This window comes from Clostridia bacterium, assembly GCA_026414765.1.
Classification (GTDB): Bacteria; Bacillota; Clostridia; order Acetivibrionales; family DSM-27016; genus SKW86.
On the sequence record JAOAIJ010000006.1, the window covers coordinates 23577 to 49791 of the forward strand.

The following is a 26215-nucleotide window of genomic DNA, read 5'->3' on the forward strand; positions in this document are numbered from 1 at the left end:
GTCAGAACTTTTGATAAAGCTCTTTGAGTTTTTCCCGGTCAATCTTGCCGTTAGCTGAAAGAGGAAGTTCCTGCAAAACAATAATTTTTTCAGGCAGCATATATGCAGGCAAAAAATGTTCACAGTGCTTTTCCATCTCATCGGGCAACACCCTTGAACCCTTTTTCAAATCAACAAATGCAATTATGCGGTGCCCTATTTTTTCATCAGGTATGGCAACAACCGAAGCCTTTTGAACTGACGAATGCTTATATAATGCAGTTTCAATCTCTCCCAGCTCAACCCTGAACCCCCTGGTCTTCACCATGTTATCTCGGCGATTAATATAAATGATGCTCCCATCCTCGCGTTCTGCAACCCAATCCCCGGTAAAATAAAAGAAAGCCTCTCCTTTTTCTCCGGTTACTTTTCTGACAGCCCTGGCACTTTTCTCTGCATCACCCCAATAACCGGACATCAGACTGCTTCCGTTTACAATCAGTTCACCTGCACCACCCGGCGGAACCGGCTTCATATTTTCGTCTACTATGCGGATTTCAGCATAAGGGCAGGGCATCCCGATCGGAACATTTTCCTCCAGTGGCTTGTCCTTTTGGAGCTCCACCTTATAGTAGGTAATTACATTTGTTTCAGTCGGGCCATAAAAATTGTATACGTCTGTTTCGGTCAGCACTTCTCCAAGCTTATTCAGATACTGGTAAGGAAATACCTCACCTGCATAAATCAAGGTATTGACCGACTGCAGTTTTGCCCTAAGGTCATCCTTCAAGGATAAAAGCTGGATCAGGGCTGAAGGAACCGAATACCATACAGTGATTTTATTTTCATATAAATACTTTAGAATAGCATCCGGAAAATATGAAATACCCGGGGGAATCAGGCATAGTGTGGCTCCTAGTTTGATTGATACGAATATATCAAAAATGGATAAATCAAAGTGAAAAGGTGCATGACTCGAAAATATATCATCCGCCCTTAAATTTAGATAATCAGCAGCCCAGTCAACGAATACACTTCCGTTCAAGTGTGTAAGCATAACCCCTTTGGGCTGACCTGTAGACCCGGAAGTATAGAGAATATATGCCAGATCATTTTCCGTGAGGGTTTCAGCATCCGTGGTATTTATAGAGTGATCCTCTATTTCTGTACGGCTTAAAACCTTCCAACCATTTTTATTTTCTGACGGTACAGGCTGCTTTTTTGACATATTCAACAGCAGCAGTTTTTCCGGAAAGAGTTCTTGGTTTTTTACAAGCTTTTGCAGCTTGAAATCATCAACTACAATAGTACTGATGCTGCAGTTTGAAATAATATATCGTGTACGTTCTAATGGAGAATCAGGATCAAGAGGCACATAAACCGCTCCTGCTTTCAGTATTCCGAAAATAGCCGCCACAGCCTCTATGGATTTCGAAAGATAAAGGCCTACTTTGTCTCCCACAGCCAATCCCTGTGAGATAAGTGTATTTGCAACCTGATTTGCCAGCATATTCAATTGGCGATAAGTTACAGCCTCATCCCTATATCTTACAGCCGTCTTTTCACCGTACCGCTGTGCACTGTTTTCAAGGTATTTCTGCAGTATCATTACTTTACACCTTCTTTTCCTTAATTTAGTAGTACTATGTTATATTGCTAAAGGGAAACAATTTCTGGAGGCCTGTTTTCTGACCTGTTAAAATAGTACTATTAGGATGGCTTTAGTCCAATAATTCCGCAATAATATTGTGCATGATTTCCGATGTTCCTGAATAAAACAATCCTCCTACGGAATCCCTCAACTGGCGTTCCAGCTCATACTCAGTTGTATACCCGTACCCGCCATGGATTCTCATTGCAGACAAGCTGTTTTGTACATATGACTCACTTACGTAAAGCTTTGCGATTGCAGAGAATTGAGATGCATTTTCCCCTTTTGCCTTAAGAGAAGCAACCTTGTAGACAAGTAATCTTGATGTCTCAAGTCTGACCTTCATATCTGCCAGCATATTGCTGATTGACTGGTATTTGAATATCATGCTCCCGTACTGCTTCCTTGTTTTTGCATAACTTACGCAGGTTTCAAGCTGTTTTTCCATACTTCCAATCTGTGCTGAAAGGATAAAAGCTCTTTCTTCATCCATAGCATGACTGAAAATTATCTTGCCCATCCCTTCCTGTCCCAGTAGATTTTCCTTGGGTATTATGCAGTTTTCAAAAAAGAGCTGGTTCATGGGAGATGTCCTCAAACCCATTTTTTCTATTTTCCTGGAAAGAGTAAAGCCCGGTATGCCCTTCTCCACTATAAGACAGTTTATGTTCTCTTTTTTTTGGGAGTCTCTTACAAAAACAAGTACGACATCTGCTATATCACCATTTGTTATGAACGTCTTGCAGCCGTTTACTACATAATGGTCACCTTTGTCTACAGCCGTAGTTTTCAGATTGAATGCATCGGAACCTGTTTCCGGTTCTGTCATTGCATGTACCCCTATGACTTCTCCATTACACAGACCCGGAAGGTATTTTTCCTTCTGCTTTTGAGTACCAAAGGTGAGAATGGGCTTGACACAACTCCAAATATGAGCATTTATGGAAAAAAGTATCCCATTATCGTTAGTTCCATATCCGAGACCCTCCATTATGGCAATACAGGATAACATATCAAGCTCCAGGCCCCCATACTCACCAGGAACTATCAGACCCTGCACGCCAAAATCAGCATATGCCCTCCATAATTCTTTTGAGAATTCACAATTCCGATCAGCCTCTATTGCATCTGCCCTGTTTGAGTTTTGGGCAAACTTTACAGCCTGACTCCTCAGTACTTTTTGATCCTTTGTCCAGCTAAAATCCATCTTGCCTACCTCCCCGCATTTCTACAATATAAACTCTAGTCGGAGTTCCCCTGTACACCCTCAATGAATTGCACTATTTGTTTGATTGTGTCGAAGTTTTCCAGATTTAAGCTGCTCATTGGAATCGAAACATCAAATGTCCGTTCTATGAAATTAATCAGCTTCAAATGTCCCATTGATGTTATTAAGGATGTAGTATAAAGTGGTGTGTCGTCATCAATTTGAACCTCATTATTAAGCAGGTTAGTGTAAACGTATTTATGTATTTCTTCTCTCATTCCAACTCCTCCTTATAAAAATTCATTCATTAGCCTGTCAAGTATACTGTCCGTTTGTAAAAAAACAATTTCCGGAACGCTGTTTTCCGGCCTGTAAGGAATATATCCATTTTCCTGTCTTTAAGAAGCTCCCCTTAAGGAATAATAGCGTTGATTCAGCAATACCGCCGTTTCAACGATCAACTTCTTTGCTATATCATCAACATGGCGGTTTCTCCAGTTTTCCAGTTCTGTCCCCTTGATCCAGTGATTAAATGCACCAAGTGCCGGGCTACAGGGAATCTTGTAGTTCACCTTATCGCTTTCTTTTCCGCTTAAAGCCAGTTTAGTGCAGTAGTCGAAATACCATTTGAATACTAAAGACATTTTATGCTTTGGATTTGATTCCGCTCTTTCAATTTCACGCTCTGACAGATTAAGTTTTATTTCATCAAATACCTTTTCAAAGCTTCGCTTGAAGTACTTTTCCTGAATGTGTTTTCTGGTTTTTTCATCTATTTCATCAAGTGAATTGTATTGGCAGTAAAGTGTATATAATTTGTTTGCCCTGGCGGGGAAAAATACTCCCCTTTTTGCCACCTGTATTTTTGCTCCCATCTCAAACAGGTATTCTGATGGAACGTATTCCGTATCACATACATTCATTTTCTGCAATAAATCCTTTACTGCATCGCTTGTGGAAGCTTCTGCAGTGCACTGATTGATCGAGCCGGTCAGGATAAAGTCGGCACCCAGCATGAAAGCCGCAGCCGCTGCCTCAGGACTTCCTATGCCCCCGGAGCACCCTACACTGATTTTATTGCGATATCTAAATTTCTCCATTATTTCATCACGCGATTTTGCCATGACCGGCATCAGTGCACATGCCGCCCCTCTTTCCGCATGCCCTGCAGAATCCGCTTCTACGCAAATATCATCAACCACTGGAACTTCTTTTAGCAAACCTGCTTCCTCAGCGGTTATCTTGTTTTCAGAAAAAAGCTTATTAATTATCCTTTCTGGAGCAGGACTTAAGAGTACTTCCGCAACTTCCGGACGGGATACTTTTGCAATAATTCTGTTTGTGCATATTATCTTTCCAGCTTTATCTCTTTTCAAACCTTTTGCATGATACTTGACCAGAGAAGGGGTAACAGTAAGAAATGCCGAGGCCTCTATAACTCTCACATTTAGTGCAAGGCAGAGATCTACCACTCTTTCCTCCCTTTCCGGTTCAGAGGGGTTATATGGTAAATTCAGCCCATAGGCCTGCCCTTCAGCAAGCTGTTTTTGAATAAATCTGACCGCCTCCTCTATCTTCAAAAGTTCTAATCCGCCTGTCCCAAGAAAGCCCATCATACCAGCCTTCCCCATCTTAACCACCATTTCCCCGGAGGAAACCCCTCCAAACATACCACCGGCTAAGTATCCATACTTAAGGTTATATGCCTTTTTAAACTCTGAACTTCCTAGTGATTGGGGTACTATTTCCACAAGTGATTCTACATTATCTTTTATTTGTTCAACACGGGTCTCCTTCTCCTTAAGATCTGCCGTGCAAGATGCCTCTTTCATTGCATCTTCAATCTGCAGGCTTTTTCTGCTTTCCCTTTCACTGCCCTTTGAATTTGCAGTTTTTAGAACTTTTACTTCTTTCAGACCGTTTTCAGCTTCCGGCCTTTCTGCAATATTTTCAGTAATACTTTTTTCTATCACCAGTGGAACTGCTTCATCTCGTATCTTTTTGATTAGCCCCGTTAAAACGGTACCTGTACCGATTTCTACAAATTCCGTTTCTCCAAGACCCATTAAATATCTGATGCTTTCCGTCCATTTGACAGGCTGAGTAATCTGTTTGACAAGATTTATTTAATATTGTTCTGTTTGTAAGGTCTGGCCTCAACATTGGAAATTACAGTCATATCCGGCTCCTTAAATTTAAGGCTTTCAATAAAGACTCCAAATTCCTTCCCTGCTTCCTCCATATATCGTGAATGGAAGGCACCGCTGGTTTTCAGCACTGTAACCATTTTTACACCAGGGGTTTTTTCGAATACTTCCTTTGCTGTCTTGATATCATTTTTAGGACCTGAAATCACAATCTGCGACGGGGTATTCAAATTTGCTATGTCAATACTCTGCAGCCCTTCACGTTTTAAAACCTCTGCTATCTGCTCCTCGCTCAATCCGATTACAGCCGCCATACCTCCCCCACTTGCATGGCTCATCAGTTCGCCTCTCTTCTTAACCAACTTTAATCCCGTTACAAAATCGAAAGCTCCCGCTGCAAAAAGCGCATTATATTCCCCTAAACTGTGTCCGGCTACAAATTCCGGACTCTTTCCTATAGCAGTTATTTTCTTAAGATAGCTTAATGCGTTTACAATGTACATGGCAGGCTGGGTATATTGTGTTTGTGCCAGATTTGAACCTGGGTTTTCCAAGCATAGTTCCTTGATCGAATATCCTAGAACCTCATCTGCCTGTGCTGTCAAATCCTCAAACTCGTCAAAGAGTTTTCCTCCCATTCCTTTTACTTGAGCGCCTTGCCCGGGAAAAACAAATGTAGACATATTTATCCCATCCTCTCAAAACCGAAGTTTTTTCCCACCATATTTTTTTGTGCTTTTGAAAAATTAATCTCAGATACCACCCTATTCGGGCCCGTTTTATCAAGTGAAGAACACTGAGTACATAAAAACAAACTTGTTTTACATAAGACTTGTAAGTTTTTATCTTTTGAAATGATTATCAGCTTTCTAAAAACAAATTCTTTTTGTTGGTTTCCGGGTAACATAATTTGCCCAGGCAGCCTGTCCGGTATTCAGGAATGAAAATTTCCAGGCCAACTTATTAATCTAATTAAGCTGTTTATCTTTATCAAAAGAATATTTATCCCGGAGTTTTTGTTGTATAATAAAAGACTCACCTTTACAGTAGTAAATACAATTAGGGCAAGCCGTTTTCTTTAAAACGAAAATTCATGTACACATAGGCATATGTATCAGGTTATTAACTTAAAAGCTCATCATACATTCCAAAAAAACCTTTATTCCCCCAACAGTACTTTTAAATATTATCTGAACTTAACCTTTCATTTAATCCCAATAATTTCCAAATCAGGATATTTTTATGGTATTATTTTATTTCATATATCTAAATTTGTCAATACTTAAATAAAGTTGTTTTATTGTTGTAATAATGTATATAGTTACCATTTACATTCATGAGTTTCTTCGCAAAATTCATTGAGCAATAAGAAGTGCACAAATAGTATGTTGCTCCTAAATAACAGTTTCTAATATTTAGCAAAATTAACTACCAATACAAAATGGTCTATATGCTTTGCAAGGATTGAAATATTATATGCGAAAAAGAGTTCATTTGGATACATATTTATTTGCTATATTCAGTTTTGCTTCTTTTATGGCATTACTTGCCATTCTATATTTTTCATATAAAAAAAGTCGTTAAACGAAGGGCGTAATAGCCTAGATGAGGACAACAATCTGAAGGAACGGCTTATCGAAACTGATGAAGGCGAGACCAAAATAAAAGATATGATGGTTTTTGTTAATAACGGACAGGAGATGAGCAACGAACAGATTGCCGCAACCAAGAATCCATGGACACTACCCAGTATCAGCAAAGCAGCTTGTAAGTATCATAATTTGAAATTCCGGAAAATCAATTTATTTTATTGCAAAATCGCAAACCCAATACCCTTTATTTGCAAGCTTCATCTGTATAGTGTAATGTTCATGCATCTCGGAAATATCGTTGACTTATCCTTTTTAGCCAGTTAATCCTGAAAATATTGTGATGCCTGTGAAACACGGTTAATCATGAAGTCAAACATCAGGTAATAGGATTTGCCAAGCTCAGAAACATCCTCCCAGTTACCGAATTCTTCAGATACAATATCATACCTGGTGGGAGCAAATCCTCTGTCGGCAGACGAGGTGAAGAAAGGAAGAATATGCATTCCTTCGAATTCATACCGTTTCCCTCTTCATAATTAGTGCTAATATTGTTTGATAATTGCGTATATGCAATATTAAGTAAACTTATAAAATTTAGTACACTAGTAGACAAGCAAAGGAGTGTTTTTCATACATCTTTCTACCTCCTCCAGCAAAGGCATGGAAGGAATTGCTCCAAACCCTGATGCACAAATTGCACCAACGGCATTTGAAAATAGTACGATCTTCCTGAAAGCTTCAAAAGGGATTTCCTCAAGGGCATATCCGGAACTGCTGATACGATAAAGCAGCCCGCCCAGGAAGGCATCACCTGCCCCGGTGGTGTCCACAACTTTCGTATCATACGTACTTACATATCCGTTCCCATGTTTATACTTGAAGAAGCAGCCTTTTTCTCCAAGAGTGACTACTATTATCTTAGCACCTGCCTCAGCCAGAAGCTCAGTTCCATGCGATAGATCAGTTTTTCCCGTAAGGAACTCCAGCTCGCACTCCGACAACTTCAGTATATCTGCATATGAAAGTACACTCAGTATACATTCCTTTGCCGTATTCTCATTTTTCCACAGAGCCAGCCTCAGGTTTGGATCGTATGATATAAGCTTTCCTCTTTCTTTGGCGTAATCCAACGCCCTTATTGTTGCACTTCTTGAGGGTTCATCCGTCATAGAAAGTGAACCTATATGAAAAATTTTTGAATTATCAATCAATTCCAGATTTAGGTCTTCAGGTGCCAACATAATATCAGCGCCGGGTTTTCTATAAAAACTGAAGCTCCTGTCACCGTTTTCACTTAAATGAACAAAGGCAAGCGTTGTATTAACTTCTTTTGAAAAAACAAGTCCGCTTGTGTCAACCTTATTGTCCTCAAGTACCTGTTTCAAATAGAATCCGAACTGGTCAGCTCCAACCTTTCCAATAAACGTACTGCTTCCGCCAAGTTTAGCACAAGCTGCAAGCACATTTGCAGGCGCTCCGCCAGGATTTTTTTCAAAAATATCTCTACCATTAGCCGAACATCCGGCAGGCGTAAAATCAATCAAAAGTTCTCCAAGTGCACAAATATCATACATTATTACTTCCTCCAAACCAAAAATTTCAAAAGGTTCCTTTCTAGTTTCTTAAGATTCTTCAACCTGATGTACAGATTTCACTTGAAAAATGTCAGAAGCACAGGGACGGTTTTTGCGCTTCCTATGTTTAATAAAATATTAGGAGAAATCCCAATAATTCTTGCCAATTTTCTCTGTTGCAACCCCTCTATTCTCTTTATCCTCAAAATTACCTCATCCCTTTGCGCTTTGAGCAAGCTCTTAATATCTGTAATCTTATAATTCCCAATTGTTCTATCTATCTCAATCCTAGCCTCTTCATCAGTCAATTGCCTTCTGGCTGCATCGTCAAGACATCTGTCATCATTATCTGCTTCGTTATATTCCATAAATCTTTTTACAGCTGTATCATTATCTTCCGCAAACATACCAAGGATAAACCCCCTATCCAAAAGCCCTGGAGGAAAGCTTGATTTTCCATAGTATCCTTGGTATGTAATCTACAACTTCCATTTTTTACACTATCATGCCATGAAAACAAGAGGGAAACTAACCCTTGTTTCCCTCTTGCACTCCCTTCCTTCCCCATGAAACCTTCCGGCATCTGTATGCAGCAACTCTTGTTTTCACGCAGGCACGACTGCGATATGCTTCCTCCGTCGCACCGCGTCTTGACAGGCCATCCGGGCCTGTCACCTGCGTTCAAACTTCGTGTCGTGCTACATCTGCCAGGGTCGGTTTCATATGGGGCACTTCAAACCCCCAAGTACGGCGCCTTCTTAAGGTGCCTATTTGAAGCCTGTCTTGGAATATGTTGTTTGTTACGCAGCTTGAAAGCAAGTAATTAAGCTTACATATTCCGGCGGGCTTCAAGGGCACAGCAAGGAAGAAGTGGGTTCCGGGAGAGAAAACTTCGCAGATGGTTTCATCTCCCGGATGTGAAATCTATAAACACTTGTTAGGGCTCTATTATATATCTTGACACTACTTCCGGCAATATGATTTAAATCCAAAAATTTCAACATTATTCGTCAATATTTTTGATTTATTTGTCACTTAATGAGAATTTAATTGTTCTTTAAAAACCAAGCATAAAAAAAGAGCCTACAAACGAATTTGTAAGCTCTTTAGTATTCGACACAACACGCATATTACGACTCTAAAACCTTTTTATGATCCACAACCAGACTCTTTGCAACAAGATTCATCGCCTTTATGTTAAGTGCGGTAAGCTTCTCTACCTCTTCACTCACCTTTTCCTGTATCTGCCTCAGTAATGGCTTGATTACGTATCCATATATGAGAACCAGATCCATTTCTATATATATCCCATCAGGGTGGTTTTCCGCTCTGAACCGTGATATCCTGCTTACACCTTCTATATTCGATGTAACATGCTCGATAATCTGGTAAATAGTATAATCCGATATAGTATAATTCCCCAAATAACTGAACGTAGGCCTTACTACAGACTTTTCACCTATGAGCTGATAACTTCCCTTACCCTTTCTTTTAAAAATCTGGAGAGGATCAAGAAAATACCCTGAAAAATCTTTTTTTATTTCAAAGGTAGGCACAGGTATTACATGCTTCCCCTGTTCCTTTCTTGTAGAAATCGCCTGCTTTATTTCAAATTCACTGGCGACCTCGTAAATATACACTCTTTCGGTTATTGCCGGGAATTCCAGCCTTTTTGCTATTGTATCCACCATTCCTTCTGAAGTACCCAAGATCAGAATAGCTTCAGGCTTATACAGGCTTACTGCTCGTTTCACGTCCTCAGCATGACTGTTTTCAGTAAACAGCGCGCACTTGATGGAACCTATCCTCGTTTTTTCCTTTTTAGCAGTCTTTCCTGCAACAATACGGTTGCCCCTTATCAGCAAACCGTCATCTATAATAAACTCAATTCCTCTTTCTCTTGCAACCCATGAAGATCTGTGACTTTTCCCTGTGCCACTGGGTCCAATAAATGCTACAGTTCTCAAGCTCCGTACCTCCGGCAAGCACAATTAGTTGTGCGGTAATGGTAGAAATGTACTACAATGCAATTAATATTTATTTTAACATACGAATCGATAATAAAAAATATACATTATAAAAATGTATTACAGGCAGAGTATACTTTTGCCTCTAAAAATGGGAAAAAGAGAGTACACAGACTCTCTTTAATTCCCCGGACAATTCTTCATTCGTTTCTTAATTATTTTTTCATTTGCTTTTTTGTTTATTTTATCTTTAGTAAAAATATATAAATCTTTTGTACATTAAACTCAGCCTGAAACTAGCTCAAGTATTTATCTTTAGTCAAACTTTAAAGCTTAAATATACAAAAAATTTGTTACACTGATGTAAATAGCTAAAATTAAACTACTCAATATTATGTGTTACAATTACATTTTTTATACATTATATTGTATCACACGATATATTGTATCATTTGAATTTTTCTTGTCAATATGTATGCAAAAAATTATATGTAGGAAAATAGTACTATTTTGTAATTCTTTCAGGTATTTTGGTAAATTGTGTATGACATTGCTAACTGTTATTGCTTTTCGAGATGTGGTCTCATAAAGCATTTTCTGATATTATACTTACAAATAAAAAAGTAGGTAAGCTTCTATCTCAGCCCCTACTTTATGAATTATAAAAACAAAGCTTTCCACTATAAATCTACTTGCTTTTATTCTCGCTTTTAGCCATATTGATCAAACAAATCTCACAACCGGTACATACCCCTACCCTACCTGAAAAGACATTTTTTATTGTCTCCAGCAGTTCCTTGTTTTTAAATTGCCCTGTACAATGTAATACAACTTTCCTGGGTGCGAGGGTGATAAGTGAACTTACAAGCAGGTCATCATAATTTATCTCGCCTTCTGATATCTCATTTACAAATTCCTGTATGCATTCATTTGTAATTTCCATTTTATTTTCATCCAGAAGTATATACTTGTTGTCATAACCCACTATAACGTGTATGACATTAAATTTCGGATCCTGTATCTCAACAAAATATTTTAGCAGCCTGATAAACTCCCTATATTCTCTCTCCATCAGAAATTCATCTACTGCTTTATCAACTATTTCCTCCAGATCCTTCATATAGTCTTTTAACCTGAAATTTACAAACCCATCCAGAATGAGGCTATCTGAACTTTCAAAATAATCCACCAGTTTACGGATAATAACATTACGCCTTCTGATTTGAAACAAGCTGTTTAAAAAGTTCTTATCATCATTTCTGATTATCCGTAATGCAAGGTTTTGTATCTCCTTTTTTTCAACCGAGTTAAAGTAGCAATAGTTGCTGTTTATTATCCTTATAAGAAGCTTATTCTCATATTGTCTTATTATATAGTCTGCCAGTACATTTGAAACATGAATCATTAGCATATCATATGACTGGGGAGGTATGTCATTTTTTATACATTCATTAGTAATGCTGCAAATTATGGAAGTCGAACCCTCGGAATTAACTTTGTTTACTGAGTAATCTATATTATCGCTTTTCAGCTGCTGTAATTCACTAGTTAAATGATCTACTACATCATCGGCGCATTCGTTAACTCCAATGCATAGAAACCGCATCAACTTCACATCCCTTCACGTGTAGTATATGTCTCCGCTATTTGTTGTATGCAGTGACGATTACATGCAATTTTTGCCATGTATTACCTGTTTTTGTGACTTTTTTCTATATATAGCTATAAAGATAAAAATCATCACTGAAGGTAAACGATTCTTTTTTTATCCATAAATTAACACATCGTATATATATTAATCTATTGTGCAGGTTTTATTGATTTTATGTATAGTATATATTTACATTTCTGTTACATTATATGTAACAAGGTTTGTTTAGTTACTTTAATAGTATTCAGTCAGAAGAAAAAAGGACCTATTAAAGTCCTTTACCTGATACATTCTATAATTAACTAACCTGGCATTCCGGCCGGCAAAGCTGATAAAAATTTATGCACTTCACATCTGTACTACAGGAATGATTGATCCGACATCTATAACTCTTTCATCCGAAAGTGAGACTATTTCCATATTATATTTATTCAGAAAGTTACAGATTTTATCAAATGACTTTATAGTCTCCAACTTCCCTGTGATCGCCCATTTGTTTTTGCCGATCAGCCCTGTGCTCCCCCCGATGAAGCCATAATTCATACCCGGCAGCATAATATTTTCATCCTGTTCTAATAAAAGAACTTCTATTCCGTTTTCCAGAGCAGCCTTCTCTATTCCCTTATCACCTGTAATTATAGCTTTCTCATTTACCACAGAAATTGAGCACTTGGCATATCCCTGTTTTGTGTCTACAAGCCTGACACCTCTCTTTTCAAGCTCCTGCTTCAATACTGGATCAGTGTATTTAAGGTTGTGAAACACAACATTACCTACCCTTGCAGCGTTGTAGGCAATATTGCCCGGATACTTTGATTCAAGCCTGCTCTGCCCTCTGAGAAGCATAAATCCGTAGTCTTTTAAGATTTCTATCATATAGCTGCTTAATCCCGGAGCATAAACAATATATTCTTCTCCAAGGTGATGCAGCATCATGTCGGGATGATGAGATACGGAAGCGTATAAACCTTTGTGTTCATTTGTTCTGATTATTTCCAGCCCGTTTTCCTTCAGTGAGGCTTCTATCTTCGCACCTGCTCTTCCATCAATAATCACACGCTTAACAGGTGCCGCAGGAATATTAGGTATCTTGATAAAATTCATATGCATTCCTCCTATCTTATATTATCCCATATCTTCCTGCACCACAATGGTTCAACAGACTAACTCAGCATCTTGTATTATTTGATTTATCAATTTACAGCCTTTATATCATCTCCACTTGTTTCCTGGCTGTAAGAAATTATACAAACATTGTTTTCACATATTCAGCAGGATTTACATATAATATTAAAGGAAGTGAAAACGCGGCTACTCTGCGGGAATTACAACAGGACACCAGCAGTGAGAAGTATAGATAAAGAATATATATGCAGCATACTTGATACGGTAAAAAGAAATCTGGAAAAAAACAATAGCCAGAGGCATTTTAGTCAATTATCCCAAGATTTTTACGAATTGTTTAGCAGCCATTACGTTCTTATAAACAGTCTTGATTTACAGAAAAAAGCATTAAAGGAAACACACCTCATTACAGCACTCGAAAACATAAGATGCAGCCTCGAAGGCAATCTAAAGCTTATTATCGAAATTCTTGAGCAATTAACAGACAGGACATTCATAATATATGTAACTGCAGACAGCGATACTTTGTGGAAAACTGCTAGAAGATTCAACTGCAGCATAGAAGAAATATGTGAACTTAACAGTATAAAAAACGTTTTTAAACTGGAAGAAAACAAAGTATTATTAATTCCCGTAACCAAGCAGCTCTGATTTATTTACTGCCAAATAAAGCTGATTTTGACATAAATAACAATCCATACAATAAACATATATTAGGACTAACTGCCGGTTGCCGCGGAGACCGCCGGTTATTTAAATAAACCGCGCCTGCAAATGCAGGCGCGGCTATTCATTTATCGATCATATGATAAAACGTTTTAATAATTTTCATTTTTTTTGGAAAAGCTATTGCTAGCACATAACCATTCTAATGATTCAGGAGGTATTGTTTTGACAACAATCAACTGCTCGTCAAACTGTATTCATCAGGAAGATGGTAAATGTACTTTGGATAATATTACTGTAAACCAAATTTCATCAGCTTCTGATTGTGTTTTTTTTAGTCCTAGAGCATCCAAACTACAGGATATGCAAGAACATCCCATCATAAAATAAGGTATTGTTTATTTAAGGCATTGCATGTCCCACCGGGTTATTATATATTAATATCTGGGTGATAAATTTGTTAACAGAAAAGATTAGAAATATATCTTCAGAAATTTTCGATAAGTTTGTTGCATTAAGAAGAGAATTCCATAAATACCCTGAGCTGGGTTTTAAGGAATATAGAACTTCTGCAATAATTAAAGATTGCCTCACTGACCTTGGAATACCCGTTATAGCAAACATTGCCGGAACAGGCGTATCCGGAGTTCTGGAGTGTGGAAAAGCAAAAAAAACAATAGCTATAAGAGCAGATATGGATGCCTTACCTATAGAAGAAATGAACACATCAGGTTTTGTTTCCTGCAACAAAGGTATTATGCATGCCTGCGGGCATGATATTCATATGGCCGTTGTACTTGGAACTGCAGAGGTTTTGTCACGTTTGAGGAATGAAATTAACGGCAATATCAAGTTTATTTTCCAACCCGCTGAAGAAGGCCTGGGGGGCGCTAAAGAAATGATTAATGAGGGCATCCTCGAAGCTCCAAAGGTGGATGGAATAATAGCAACACATGTTTCTCCTTTGCTGGATACAGGCAGCATCTCTGTAAGGCCGGGACCTGCAATGGCCTCTCCCAGTGATTTTGAGATTGTCATCATAGGGAAAAGCGGTCATGCAGCCGAGCCTCATACAGCCGTCGATCCCATAACAATTGCATCAAACCTGGTAAATCTCTTTCAAAGTATCATAACCCGTGAAAAAAATCCTTTGGATACAGCCATATTGTCCATTACTTATTTTCATGCCGGCAGTTCATATAATATAATTCCGGATAGTGCAGTATTAAGGGGTACAGTCAGGACATTCAACCGGGAAATCGACAGCCTTATATCTAAACGGATGGAGGAAATTACCGCATCTCTCACCAGGGTAATGGGTGCCGGATATAAGTTTGATTACAGGGTATCTTATCCATCCGTAGTAAATGATGAAGGAATGGTGGATCAGCTGATAGAATCTGCTTCCAGAGTGATTCCCAAAGAAAGTATAGTTACCAACCCAAACCCTGTAATGCTGGCAGAAGACTTTTCCTACTACGCTCAAGCTGTTCCAGGCACTATATTTAACCTGGGTTGTAAAAGTTCTGACACAAAAACAATTTACAACCTGCATAATAGTAAATTCGACCCCGATGAGAACTGCATAAAGACAGGGATAGAAATAATGGCACAATATGCCATAGATTATCTCCAAAAATAAAAGGCCCCGCTTGAACGGAGCCTTTTTTTCCTATTCTTCAATTTTATTTACGATTTCCTTTAATTCCCCTAAAGATTCAGCAGCTATTGTAACGCCCTTCTGACTAGGTCTGAATTCATCACTGTTGCTATCATACCAGAACACACGGATATCAACGTATTTTTTTCCCTTTTTCTCTACTTTCTTTATATGTACCTCTTCTCTGTTGTTTTTAGAAATTTTTCCGATTAATTCTTCATTATCCCAGAAATCTGACATTCAGTATCCTCCGTTCGAAAAGTGTACTAGAAATAACCACATAAATGTGTGCCATGAGTTAGTATAGCATATAACCGGCAGTAATATACCGGTAAAGATAAGCTTAAAAACAGGCACGTATAAAAGAACGGCAAAATTATGACAATAATCTGGTTTTATAGTAAAGGCATTCATACAGAAGTTTATCAATTTCGGTTTTTAGTTCATGTATCTCATTTTCTGACAGTGAAGTGGTTTCTATGTACTTCTTCAGATCCCTCAGCAAGCTGTCGACCTTGCTTTCTAAAAAACCTCTGTCCACAACAAACACCTCTCAATATATATTGCAATTCCTTTATAAGTTGCCGCAAATATACTATATATTGTGCCATTTATTCTTCCACATAATATCAAATTGCATAAAGATAGTAAATAGTACTTTAGTATTAATTTATAAAAGGTTTAATGAGTATTAATACTAAATAAAGTTGCATGCTGAAAAGGCAAGAAAATTGTGGCATAAATTTACATGAAAAAGCACGAATTTTTTATACGTCATAGGAAACACTACAAATAAAAATAAGTAAAGGAGCTGGCACAATGAACAGAACACCTTTGGACAGACTGGCATTAGTTATCGTAATTATCGGAGCGCTAAACTGGCTGCTTCTCGGGCTATTCCAATACGACCTTGTAGCTGCAATATTTGGTGGAAGCTCTTCCTTTGTAAGCAGGACAATATATACCCTAGTAGGCTTGGCAGGCTTGTACAGCATTAGTTTGCTTTTCAGGGAAGCTGTCCCTGAAGGAACAAGAAGCTAGGCATACCAATAATAATAGCGTCTAAAAAAATAGACGCTATTATTATAATAAAAGATATTATCCTAGTCATGAGCCTAATTCAGTCTTTCATTACGCTCAATTTTTTTAGGCTCAGTGCAAGCCTTGCCGTGTGAATCCGTACAAATACCGGAATTCATAGATATAGTCCTCTTATCTGTTTCAGTGAGCTTAATGCTCTTAATCTTATTACTCATATTAAGCACCTCCTCAAAATCATTTATACTTTCCCTGGAATATTCATGGTGTAACAAGGTAAATATTTACATCCGTGTTTGATAGAACATGCATAAACCAGAATAACTTTCCGTTATATTTTTTATAAAAATACAGACTATAAAAGTACACTGATAATCTCATTCCGGTATCAGTGAATATCTTATAAGGAGGCTATAAAAGTGGCAAATAACAGGAGTAAGACCAGTTTTGACAAGATGAAATATGAGATAGCTTCTGAGGTAGGCGTTAATTTAAAGCAGGGATACAACGGGGATCTGGCTGCAAGGGATGCTGGTAAAATAGGTGGCAATATAGTTAAAAAGGTATTTGAGGCATATACAGGAAATAAATACAGCAAGTAATATTTTTTAGATATCAAAAGGGTTGTTGGGTTCCGACAACCCTTTTAAATACAAAAAGCACATTAGGATTTTTTGTTTAAAGAATAAAAGCGTTACCCAATAAATAGTAATAATCTAGAGTATCCTTCTTCAGAGTCTGTATGAGTATTTATTTATTTTTATTTATCTCACTGCTTATCCTGGTTTTTATTGTATTTATACCTGACATTTTTCCACATTGCGCAAATTGTAAAAGGATAAAATTAAGAAGCTCTTTTCGGATACATAAGGCAGTAGGCGTTAAGTTGGGCTATTCGGCCAATAAATCAGTCTGTAAAAAGTGCTGCAGCAGATATAACATATCAAGCCTCCGTGAGTTTGAACAATTTGAAAAGACGAGAAAAAGAATAAAAGCCCGTATTGATACCGGAAAATATTTGTAATCATGCAGCAAACCGGTGAAACTATTATTTCCTGCTGTATAAACACAGAAAAAATACAAATCATATATTATGAAAACTCTAAGAGAAAGGAAATTGCGATGACACGCTTTCAGGGCTCTGTTAATGTAGGCTTGAGGGAAAAAGGCACTGACAAGCTTGTAGCTGTATACCCTCACAAGCTTGAAGGCAGCGATAACGAAATCGAAAACAGGGTAAAATTCTGGTTTTACCAGCAAAGCTGCTCTGCGGAGAATAAGCTTCAGGAGTGCTATGTAGATGTTGTCTCTGAAGATGAAATAAAGGAAAGAAAAGACCATCTCCGCTGAAACAACTCATATTATGAATATTGCCGGAATTAGTCGGTGTACTGCAAATAAAATAGCAAAAGAGGTGATAAAATGATTACTGCTGAAGTTGCTGTATACCCCTTGAAAACGAGTAATGCGTCAGGGGTAATTAACAATTCCATACACGCACTGGACAACAAAAACGTAGATTTTAACGTCAATTCCATGAATACGAGGTTATCAGGAACAAAAGAAGAAATATTCAGAAGTCTGGAATCAATGTTCAGCGAAGCGGAAAAAACCGGCAGTGAAGTAAGTATGGTCGTAACCATATCAAACTCCGCAGAATAAATAAACTTTAATAAAAAACATATGGAATTTATGCCAAATAAAGTGTACATTAATAATAGAACTAAAAAAGGTCTCCTTGTAACCGGGAGACCTTTAAGTTATGAGCGGATAATATGTTTTAAGCGATCTTGAAAGGAAAATATGATGTATTATATAGTTTTTGACCTTGAACTGAACAGCAAAGCATATAAAAGCAAGCTGCCAAATGAAGTAATTGAAATAGGGGCCGTCAGGCTTGATGAAAAATTAGAGCTTACGGATTCATTTCAATCATATATTCAGCCTAAAATTCACCGTAAGCTCTTCCCTCTAATAAAAAGGAAAACTAAAATAACCCAGGAAAGTATAAATGAAGCCGATTCCTTCAGGAATGTCCTGAACCGGTTCAGAGAATGGTGCGGATGTGACAGCATTTTATGCAGCTGGGGGCCAGACGATATCCATCACCTGAAACAAAACTGCAAGCTGAACAGGGTAAGTGCAAAGTGGATAAAAAAGACATTTGACATACAAAAATATTTCTCACAGCTCTACGAAGCTCCGCCCGGCCATAGATACAGCCTGTCGAAAGCTCTTGAGGCATTGAAAATAAAGCCTGAGGAAGATCTTCACAGGGCATATGTAGACGCAAAGTATACAGCCCTGGTTTTTGTCAATATATGTGATGAGAAATACATCAATATGCTATCCGGCAGAAAAAGCGGGGAATTCCTATGCAGTAAGATATAAGTCCCCTCCTCTTATGTTTATCCTATAAATCTGAGAAAAAACAAAGCTGCAGCATGAAGAAATGTTTGGCATCAAGCAGCAGCTTTAATATTAACATGTTATTTTACAATCTCTCATATGATACGATTTCACTTAACGGACGGCGTGTTCTTTCATGCCTGTCCGGGGAAGCAGATTCGCCGTTTGCATAGCCTATAGCTAAGATATTGACCGGTTCAAGGTTATCCGGCAAATTGAACTCAGCTCTGATAACGTCCGGCTTGAAATAGCATATCCATACACTGCCTAACCCGAGTTCCGTAGCCTGCAGCATCATATGGTCCGTAATAATACTTGTATCAATGTCTAAAATGCTTTTACCGTCAAAAGGTCTTTTCCAGACTTGGTTACGATCACCGCATACTATTATGGCCAAAGGTGCTCCAAAAATATTTGCAGCCTTTTTTATTTTCCCAAGACCCTCATCTTCCTGAACTACAATCAGCCTGTACGGCTGGGCGTTAGCTCCAGTTGGTGCAACCCTCCCAGCCTCTAAGATTTCCAACAGTTTTTCTTTTTCAACTTTATCAGGCCGGTAATTTCGCACCGAATATCTCTTTTTTGCAATTTCCAAAACACTCATATAAGGCCCTCTCCTCAAACTTTATAACTTTTACTATAAAATTTATGCATTAACAGCCTTATTTAAGTCTTTTATCAGAAGCTCCACATCTATTCCGTGTGCAGCAGCTCCCTGTTCTATGTTTTCAAACCTTGCAGCCATGCAACCGAGGCAGTGCATTCCGTGCTTAATGAAAACTTCAACGGACTCTGGATATTTTTCAACAACATCCGTAATTGACATTTCTTTTGAAACCAATCTTTTCACTCCCTTCTTATGTTCTTCTCAGCCGTAAGCCATAATGTTACGTCAGACAAGTAAATCAAAAACAATAATTACTGTTTTTCATTACTATTTCATGCTACAATATTATCCGATAGAGTGATTTTTATCAAGTACGCACCTTAAAGTATTATAGTACCTAATAAGAAACCAGGAAAGTTCATATCAGAATAATCGATTTGTTTACAGGGAGTTGGTAATATGAGTCAGTGCATTGATAGTAAGTATAACTGTCCAGTAGAGGTAACACTTGAATTAATCGGTGGAAAGTGGAAAGCATTGATATTATGGCATTTATCGCATAAGACGTTAAGATTTGGAGAATTACGGAAACTCGTTCCAAAAGCCACCCAGAAAATGCTGACACAGCAATTGAGAGACCTGGAAAATGACGGACTTATAGTTAGAAAGGTTTATACGGAAGTACCCCCAAAGGTAGAATATTCTCTATCCGGCTTTGGGGAAAGCATAAAACCTGTACTGGACGCAATGTGCACATGGGGGAGTCTCTATTTGGATATTAAGAGTGAAAGCATTTTTTCCAGAGACTAAAATAAAAAGTACCATTTCATTAATTAAGCTAATGAAAGGTACTTAATTCCAACATCATTATTACAAAGAAGCTTCCTACTATTCCTGTTCCCAGTTATGGTACACGTTCTGCACATCATCCAGATCCTCAAGGTGGTCGATAAGCTTATCCATAAACTCTATCTGTTTTGCATCCTCAAGCTTCGTTGTGGTAGAAGGAACCATTTCTATTTCTGCTTCCATGAATTCATAACCTTTTGCTTCAAGAGCTTCACGCACTTTTGAAAAATCCTCCGGGACAGTTGTTATCTCAAAGTATTCATCTTCCGCATTGAAATCCTCCGCACCAGCTTCGAGTGCTTCCATCATAAGGGTGTCCTCATCCGTTTTATCGGTTTTTTCTATGAGTATTACACCTTTTCTGGTGAACATAAATGAAACGGAACCTGACTGTCCGAGATTCCCGCCAAACTTGTCAAAATAGTGCCTGACATCCCCTGCCGTACGGTTTCTGTTGTCAGTCATTGCCTCAACAATTACAGCTACCCCTCCCGGGCCGTAACCTTCGTATATTATTTCCTCATAGTTGGCACCGTCTATATCCCCCGCTGCCTTCTTTATACTTCTTTCGATATTATCATTAGGCATATTGGCTGCCTTTGCCTTTGCAATAACATCCTTCAGCTTGGAGTTTGCTGCCGGATCAGGCCCACCCTGCTTGACAATAACAGCTATTTCCCTTCCCAGCTTAGTAAATATCTTTCCCCTCTGGGAGTCGGATTTTTCCTTCTTATGTTTAATATTAGCCCATTTTGAATGCCCGGACATAAAATACCTCCTGTATATAAAGCATAACATTTCTGTATGTTTATGAATCAAGGCAAGGGATATTACCCATTGCCCTGAACCATGCGCCTGTGGCGCAATAATATTATAATATTAAAATTTGAATTAATAAAGTTTTTTTTGCTTTCAGATTTATAGTATCTTATTAATTATGAAAACAAATTTTCAGAATATATTTTCCTTATACTATACCACAAGGTAATATTAGCTTGTACAATAAGGAAAATATATTTACATAGCGGAATAATTTATGTAAAATATATATGGTATTTTATGGTATATTTAGAAATTGTTAATACAGACCACTAATGCAGTGATCAAAGGTGGGTTATCATATGTCATCAAAATTGAAAATAAAGCACGCTTTATTAATCCTGGCAGTTTCCTTAATATTGTTTTATATTCTTTCAAGAATTTTATTGGTAGTATTTTTAAATGCCGCTTTAAAAAACTTAAGCACAGAGAAAATTTCAGTTTTATTTCTGACTGCAAGAAAAAGAGAGTTTTTCTTGTTTTATTATGTTATTGATACATTACCACTTTTTATAGGGGTAATTTTTGCAATTATTATATTTAAGAAGCTGATGCCGAAATTTCATAACCGAAGAGAGAATATCAAACTTAACAATACCATATCAGAGTTGCAGACAGAAATAGAAAGACAAAACAGGCAGATAAACAATCTATCAAATCTTTATAGCGACGCTGTTGAATACAACAGGATAAAAACGGAGTTCTTTGCCAATATTTCACACGAGCTCAAAACACCGTTAAGTGTAATATTAGGTGCGATACAGCTCATAGACCACAAGAATTCTTGCATTCTAAACGACAAAAAGAACCTGTCCAAGCATTTCAAAACTATTAAGCAGAATAGTTACAGACTTGTGAGGCTTATCAATAACATCCTCGACATAACCAGAATTGATTCCGGCTATATAAAGATTAATCTGGTGAATTGCAATATTGTGTACCTGATTGAGGAAATGACCCAGTCAATCGCTTCTTATGCTGAGCAAAAAGGCCTTATTCTCGAATTTGATACAGAATTTGAGGAAATCGTCACAGCGGTTGATATAGATAAAATCGAAAGAATAATACTTAATCTTCTGTCTAACGCTATCAAATTTACCCCTGTAGGTGGTAAGATATCTGTTACGATAAACGGAAGGAATGAAAAAATATTCATATCAGTGAAGGATACCGGCCCTGGTATACCCGAGTATATGCAGTCCATTGTTTTTGAAAGGTTCAAGCAGGTCAACAACACTTTTACGCGTGAATCCGAAGGAACGGGAATAGGTTTATCCCTTGTAAAATCCTTTGTAGAACTCCACGATGGAAACATAACAATAAACAGTGAAGAGGGCAGAGGTTGTGAATTTCTGATAGAAATACCCGTTAAGCTATCCGAAGAAAGCATTTGCCCCGGGCTAAACCACTCAAATCAGACAAAGATTATTGAAGCTATAAATATAGAGTTTTCAGATATATATACCGTTGCATAGCATGGCTATAATATAACAGAGGGCAATCTCCCTAGCGCAACGCAACTAATACACAAGCCTGTACTGCCACAAGTCCCTTTTCATCAATAAGTTTCATAACTTCTGAATTATGGGTTCCCGGTTGAAGCCATATGTTTTTTACTCCAAGCCCCGCAGCTTCCTCTATGATTCCCATACCGAGCTTCGGTGCAACCACCATATCTATAACTTCCGGAATTTCAGGCAGGGAAGACAGACTCTTGTAGCATTTGTCTCCATCTACAGCTTCATAATTCGGATTTACCGGGTATACCTTATACCCCTTATTCTTCAGCTTCCTATATATCCTGTTACCGAATTTCTCGGGATTGTCATTAGCACCTACCACAGCCCAGACCTTCTTTTCCAGCATAATTTCTTCCTGCATGCTATTGCCTCCTTAATTAACCGTTTATCAGTTTTCCTTCTTCACTCAATGTTATATAAACGTTCTCTCCTGCCTCAACAACGGATCTTGTATTTGTTACCTCGTGTATTTCTTCCATAACCGTCTCAACCTGTTCAACAGGTATATACAATATTATTTCCACATCCTGAGTATATATGACATCTTTTATTATATATCCCTTTGATATGAGAAAGCTCTGCAGCTTCCCAAACAGAGTGTATTCAATGACTACGTTTACTACTTTGCAAAGCTGCCGCCTGATAACTTCCGCCGCATCTATTCCCATTGCAGCACTTTTCCCATACGCTCTTATAAGACCTGCGGCCCCAAGTAAGGTCCCTCCGAAATATCTGGTAATCACCACAACTATATTTCGGACCCCTTTCCTTTTTATTACTTCAAGTACGGGTATTCCGGCCGTCCCGGAAGGTTCTCCGTCATCACTGAATCTTTGTATCGAGTTATTATCAGCAATATAGTATGCATAAACGTTATGGGTTGCATCCCAGTATTTCGATTTTAGTGCACTTATGAATCCAAGTGCTTCATCCTCAGTATTTATGGGTTTTACTGATGCTATGAACCTGGACTTCTTCTCCTCATATTCTACTACAGCAGACTTCAAAACAGTCCTGTATTCGTTCTTCATTCTTTTCACCTGAAATAAATAAATGATAGTGCAAACGATTACACTATCATTTATTTTAACATTTTTATATTAGTATTTATATAGACAAATGAATAATTGCATGTGCTTTCAGCTTAAGCCAAATCCTTCAGTTTTTGAAAGGAAAGATTCAGCAAAGATTTATCCTGACTATACGTAACTCTCTCAAGAGCTTCATCAATTTTAAAGAAACCTCCGTCAGTAAAATTTTCTTGTTTATTTACGTTATATTCTTCATTCAGGGATTTCATTATATACCATGTTATCTTATTACAGACTGGTCTTTGACGTGTTACAGAAAAGAATTCATAGTGAGTACGTCCTGCTGTAGAAATTATCTCTGCCGAGACACCTGCTTCTTCTTTTACTCTTTTGAGAGCAACTTCATTGGATAAGTCCCCATTACGTATTATTCCTTTTGGAAGTACCCATTCGCCCTTCTCATTTTTAAGGAGTAATACCTTTTCACCTGAGAAAACCACACCACCCGCACAGTTTCTAACAAGCATACCAAAACCCCTTTCAATTTTAATTTTGACTATACCGGGTTAATAATGCAAATCATGTCAGTGTTTCTGCAAGACACTACTGTCCAGAGAAACCAAGATAAAAGTGGGTTATGTGCAGATACAGCATAAAAACAGGGAAATTCCGCTTAGGCACAAGCGCAAGAACCGGATCATAAAGCGTACCGGAATCCCGGTACGGGATATGTGAGGATTTTACGTCTGCAGCCTAATACTGCAATCCGACGCATATCACATATTTATTTAACATGAATTAACATCTGTTATATATATTATAATACACCAATTAATGATTTTATACAATTTCCATAAAAGATTTCTCAAGTAATTCATCTCTATTTCTCTGCTAAATACTTCCTTAACTTCTCTACTTTTGGCTTTTTGATTATAGCCTTTATTCTTACACCGTCTTCAGTGTAATCCTCACTGATTACTTTACCGTTCTCATGTATATAAGGCAAAACCCAACCGTCACTGTATGGTGCAAATAATACGGCTTCCATTTCCTCTTTAGGAACTATAGCAGCCAATCCGTGAAGCAATTTATCCAGTCCTTGTCCCCCTGCTGCAGAAACTTCAAACACGCTTATATCGGATTTTATGACCGGAATAAGAGCTGAATCTTCAGGAATCAGATCGATCTTGTTCAGAACCATTACTATTGGTTTGTCCATAGCTCCAAGGCTGCTTAAGAGTTCATCGACCACCTTTATTTGTTCTTCCGCTTCTTCTGAGGATGCATCTGCAACATGCATAAGAACATCTGCAAAAACGGCTTCCTCAAGGGTAGACTTAAACGCCTCTACGAGCTCATGCGGAAGCTTTCTGATAAAACCTACAGTGTCAACAAGCAAGGCAGTTCTCCCATCAGGCAGGGTAAAACTCCTTGTCGTCGGATCAAGCGTGGCAAACAGCTTGTTTTCTGCAAAGACGTCCGAGCTGCAAAGCCTGTTCATCAAAGTAGACTTACCTACATTTGTATACCCCACAAGAGCAATCACAGGAACATCCGCTTTCTTCCGTCCCTCCCGCGCAAGACCACGCCTTGTGCTCAGATTTTTCAGTTCATGCTCCAGATAGGAAATTCTCCTTCTGATATGCCTTTTATCAACCTCAAGCTTCTTTTCCCCAGGACCTCTGGTGCCTATTCCGCCGCCCAGCCTGGAAAGCTGCTGCCCTAGACCCGTTAATCTTGGAAGCCTGTATTTTAGTTGGGCCAGTTCTACCTGAAGCTTACCTTCCTTTGACCGGGCTCTCTGTGCAAATATATCCAGTATAAGGACTGTCCTGTCAATAACCTTTGCACCTGTTGCATTTTCAATGTTTCTTACCTGTGCACCGGAAAGCTCGTCGTCAAAAATAATCAAATCCGCATTTATAGCTTGTCTGAGAAGGCAAAGGTTCTCTACCATCCCTTTTCCGATGTAGTAAGCCGGGTCTTTTGAAGCCTTCTTCTGCAGCACCGTATGTACTACCGTTACTCCTGCTGTTAACGCCAGTTCTTCCAACTCTCCGATAGACCTTTCGCCTTCACTTTTCCCATTAAGGATTCTACCTGATGCACTCTCCAAGCCAACCAGAATAGCTCTTTCCTTTTCAGTTTCATTCGCAAACAGGACTTCCTTATGGCTTCTGTCAATATCTTCTATCAGGTTGAAAAGGGAATTCATCTCCGGACTGCCAGGTCTAAAAGGACCGTATATATCTGCATTGCAAAAATTTCCTTCATCTGCCTTTACGGGAATCGCTGCATAAACCTGGACAATGCGACCGTCTTTTACGCCTATGGCGGCCATAGCATCCAATCTTAATTTCAGCAGTGAGCTGATATCGACCTCCGACAGCATACCGTCCCCGTTTGGATGGGTATGTATACACCTTATTCCCGTCAGTCTGGATTTACCCCTTCTGCCTTCCACCTCAGGCAGTGATACGGTGGCATTATCACCGATACTTATATCCTCTATACCGCCTTTTCTATTTATATATACGGCAATTTCCCTATTAATTCTTCCTGTAATATCAGCAAGTTTTATTGCAAGTTCCTCAGGCAAAAAATCACCTTTGGCAACTTCCAGTTCATATAGTCCTTCCAGTTCATCAATTATGGACTTCCTCAATGATTCAATATTTCCACTTATATTAATAACTCTCACCCCGTGTGCTAAAATTTCTCTT

Annotated in this window: 27 protein-coding genes and 2 pseudogenes; 9 read left to right on the plus strand and 20 right to left on the minus strand. The window is 38.3% G+C overall.

Going from position 1 to position 26215, the window contains the following annotated elements:
* Position 1: 1 nt before the first annotated feature.
* From N3I35_00470 to N3I35_00515, 10 genes and pseudogenes are all read right to left on the minus strand, one after another.
* Positions 2–1588 (minus strand): amino acid adenylation domain-containing protein, encoded by a 1587-nt coding sequence (locus N3I35_00470; protein ID MCX8128560.1) that lies wholly within the window; start codon positions 1586–1588, stop codon positions 2–4.
* A 112-nt stretch (positions 1589–1700) separates the two neighbouring features.
* Complete coding sequence (locus N3I35_00475; protein ID MCX8128561.1) at positions 1701–2837, minus strand: acyl-CoA dehydrogenase family protein; 1137 nt, start codon at positions 2835–2837, stop codon at positions 1701–1703.
* A gap of 35 nt (positions 2838–2872) precedes the next feature.
* On the minus strand, positions 2873–3115 hold the full coding sequence (locus N3I35_00480; protein ID MCX8128562.1) for an acyl carrier protein: 243 nt from the start codon (positions 3113–3115) through the stop codon (positions 2873–2875).
* A gap of 120 nt (positions 3116–3235) precedes the next feature.
* Positions 3236–5667, minus strand: a pseudogene (gene fabD / locus N3I35_00485) (ACP S-malonyltransferase).
* Positions 5668–6899: 1232 nt separating this feature from the next.
* Positions 6900–7082 (minus strand): annotated as a pseudogene (locus tag N3I35_00490) (alpha-amylase family glycosyl hydrolase).
* 96 nt (positions 7083–7178) lie between these two features.
* Positions 7179–8150 (minus strand): PfkB family carbohydrate kinase, encoded by a 972-nt coding sequence (locus tag N3I35_00495; GenBank protein ID MCX8128563.1) that lies wholly within the window; start codon positions 8148–8150, stop codon positions 7179–7181.
* Between the two features lie 77 nt (positions 8151–8227).
* Complete coding sequence (locus tag N3I35_00500; GenBank protein MCX8128564.1) at positions 8228–8557, minus strand: hypothetical protein; 330 nt, start codon at positions 8555–8557, stop codon at positions 8228–8230.
* A gap of 723 nt (positions 8558–9280) precedes the next feature.
* On the minus strand, positions 9281–10117 hold the full coding sequence (locus N3I35_00505) for an Asp23/Gls24 family envelope stress response protein (protein ID MCX8128565.1): 837 nt from the start codon (positions 10115–10117) through the stop codon (positions 9281–9283).
* A gap of 688 nt (positions 10118–10805) precedes the next feature.
* The gene (ytxC, locus tag N3I35_00510) at positions 10806–11723 is read right to left on the minus strand and encodes a putative sporulation protein YtxC (GenBank protein MCX8128566.1); all 918 of its coding nucleotides are present in this window, start codon (positions 11721–11723) and stop codon (positions 10806–10808) included.
* A gap of 393 nt (positions 11724–12116) precedes the next feature.
* Entirely contained in the window at positions 12117–12872 is a 756-nt protein-coding gene (locus tag N3I35_00515) for a hypothetical protein (protein ID MCX8128567.1), read from the minus strand.
* 240 nt (positions 12873–13112) lie between these two features.
* On the opposite strand from N3I35_00515, the gene N3I35_00520 reads away from it, so the two are divergent.
* Together N3I35_00520 and N3I35_00525 are read left to right on the plus strand one after the other, a co-directional pair.
* Positions 13113–13544 (plus strand): LysM peptidoglycan-binding domain-containing protein, encoded by a 432-nt coding sequence (locus N3I35_00520; protein MCX8128568.1) that lies wholly within the window; start codon positions 13113–13115, stop codon positions 13542–13544.
* A gap of 463 nt (positions 13545–14007) precedes the next feature.
* A complete protein-coding gene (locus N3I35_00525) occupies positions 14008–15201 on the plus strand; it encodes an amidohydrolase (GenBank protein MCX8128569.1) in 1194 nt (397 codons plus the stop codon).
* Positions 15202–15231: 30 nt separating this feature from the next.
* Here N3I35_00525 and N3I35_00530 read toward each other — a convergent pair whose 3' ends face one another.
* The gene (locus N3I35_00530; GenBank protein ID MCX8128570.1) at positions 15232–15459 is read right to left on the minus strand and encodes a transcriptional coactivator p15/PC4 family protein; all 228 of its coding nucleotides are present in this window, start codon (positions 15457–15459) and stop codon (positions 15232–15234) included.
* A 136-nt stretch (positions 15460–15595) separates the two neighbouring features.
* On the minus strand, positions 15596–15760 hold the full coding sequence (locus N3I35_00535) for a hypothetical protein (GenBank protein MCX8128571.1): 165 nt from the start codon (positions 15758–15760) through the stop codon (positions 15596–15598).
* A 278-nt stretch (positions 15761–16038) separates the two neighbouring features.
* On the opposite strand from N3I35_00535, the gene N3I35_00540 reads away from it, so the two are divergent.
* The gene (locus N3I35_00540) at positions 16039–16260 is read left to right on the plus strand and encodes a DUF378 domain-containing protein (GenBank protein MCX8128572.1); all 222 of its coding nucleotides are present in this window, start codon (positions 16039–16041) and stop codon (positions 16258–16260) included.
* Between the two features lie 74 nt (positions 16261–16334).
* On the opposite strand, the gene N3I35_00545 is transcribed toward N3I35_00540, so the two are convergent.
* Complete coding sequence (locus tag N3I35_00545) at positions 16335–16475, minus strand: hypothetical protein (GenBank protein ID MCX8128573.1); 141 nt, start codon at positions 16473–16475, stop codon at positions 16335–16337.
* Between the two features lie 201 nt (positions 16476–16676).
* Here N3I35_00545 and N3I35_00550 point away from each other — a divergent pair, with 201 nt between their 5' ends.
* The 4 genes from N3I35_00550 (at position 16677) to N3I35_00565 (ending at position 18648) form a co-directional block, all read left to right on the plus strand.
* On the plus strand, positions 16677–16859 hold the full coding sequence (locus N3I35_00550) for an alpha/beta-type small acid-soluble spore protein (GenBank protein ID MCX8128574.1): 183 nt from the start codon (positions 16677–16679) through the stop codon (positions 16857–16859).
* A gap of 520 nt (positions 16860–17379) precedes the next feature.
* Complete coding sequence (locus tag N3I35_00555) at positions 17380–17607, plus strand: hypothetical protein (GenBank protein MCX8128575.1); 228 nt, start codon at positions 17380–17382, stop codon at positions 17605–17607.
* A gap of 72 nt (positions 17608–17679) precedes the next feature.
* Entirely contained in the window at positions 17680–17919 is a 240-nt protein-coding gene (locus N3I35_00560) for a Ykof family thiamine-binding protein (protein MCX8128576.1), read from the plus strand.
* Positions 17920–18060: 141 nt separating this feature from the next.
* Complete coding sequence (locus N3I35_00565) at positions 18061–18648, plus strand: exonuclease domain-containing protein (protein MCX8128577.1); 588 nt, start codon at positions 18061–18063, stop codon at positions 18646–18648.
* A 103-nt stretch (positions 18649–18751) separates the two neighbouring features.
* Here N3I35_00565 and N3I35_00570 read toward each other — a convergent pair whose 3' ends face one another.
* Positions 18752–19270: a nitroreductase family protein gene (locus tag N3I35_00570; GenBank protein ID MCX8128578.1), complete on the minus strand. Its 519-nt coding sequence runs from the start codon at positions 19268–19270 to the stop codon at positions 18752–18754.
* 42 nt (positions 19271–19312) lie between these two features.
* A complete protein-coding gene (locus tag N3I35_00575) occupies positions 19313–19492 on the minus strand; it encodes a DUF1858 domain-containing protein (GenBank protein MCX8128579.1) in 180 nt (59 codons plus the stop codon).
* A 240-nt stretch (positions 19493–19732) separates the two neighbouring features.
* Here N3I35_00575 and N3I35_00580 point away from each other — a divergent pair, with 240 nt between their 5' ends.
* Positions 19733–20083 (plus strand): helix-turn-helix transcriptional regulator, encoded by a 351-nt coding sequence (locus N3I35_00580; GenBank protein MCX8128580.1) that lies wholly within the window; start codon positions 19733–19735, stop codon positions 20081–20083.
* A gap of 78 nt (positions 20084–20161) precedes the next feature.
* On the opposite strand, the gene N3I35_00585 is transcribed toward N3I35_00580, so the two are convergent.
* A complete protein-coding gene (locus N3I35_00585; protein ID MCX8128581.1) occupies positions 20162–20890 on the minus strand; it encodes a YebC/PmpR family DNA-binding transcriptional regulator in 729 nt (242 codons plus the stop codon).
* A 353-nt stretch (positions 20891–21243) separates the two neighbouring features.
* Here N3I35_00585 and N3I35_00590 point away from each other — a divergent pair, with 353 nt between their 5' ends.
* Positions 21244–22416 (plus strand): HAMP domain-containing histidine kinase, encoded by a 1173-nt coding sequence (locus N3I35_00590; GenBank protein MCX8128582.1) that lies wholly within the window; start codon positions 21244–21246, stop codon positions 22414–22416.
* A 31-nt stretch (positions 22417–22447) separates the two neighbouring features.
* Here the strand turns inward: N3I35_00590 and N3I35_00595 are convergent, their stop codons facing one another.
* The 4 genes from N3I35_00595 to hflX all read right to left on the minus strand — a co-directional run bounded on the left by N3I35_00595 (position 22448) and on the right by hflX (position 26157).
* The gene (locus N3I35_00595) at positions 22448–22822 is read right to left on the minus strand and encodes a CoA-binding protein (protein ID MCX8128583.1); all 375 of its coding nucleotides are present in this window, start codon (positions 22820–22822) and stop codon (positions 22448–22450) included.
* 16 nt (positions 22823–22838) lie between these two features.
* Entirely contained in the window at positions 22839–23492 is a 654-nt protein-coding gene (locus tag N3I35_00600) for a YigZ family protein (protein MCX8128584.1), read from the minus strand.
* Between the two features lie 113 nt (positions 23493–23605).
* Entirely contained in the window at positions 23606–24019 is a 414-nt protein-coding gene (locus N3I35_00605; protein MCX8128585.1) for an NUDIX hydrolase, read from the minus strand.
* Between the two features lie 353 nt (positions 24020–24372).
* Positions 24373–26157, minus strand: coding sequence for a GTPase HflX (gene hflX, locus N3I35_00610; GenBank protein ID MCX8128586.1), 1785 nt, complete (start codon positions 26155–26157; stop codon positions 24373–24375).
* Positions 26158–26215: the final 58 nt, after the last annotated feature.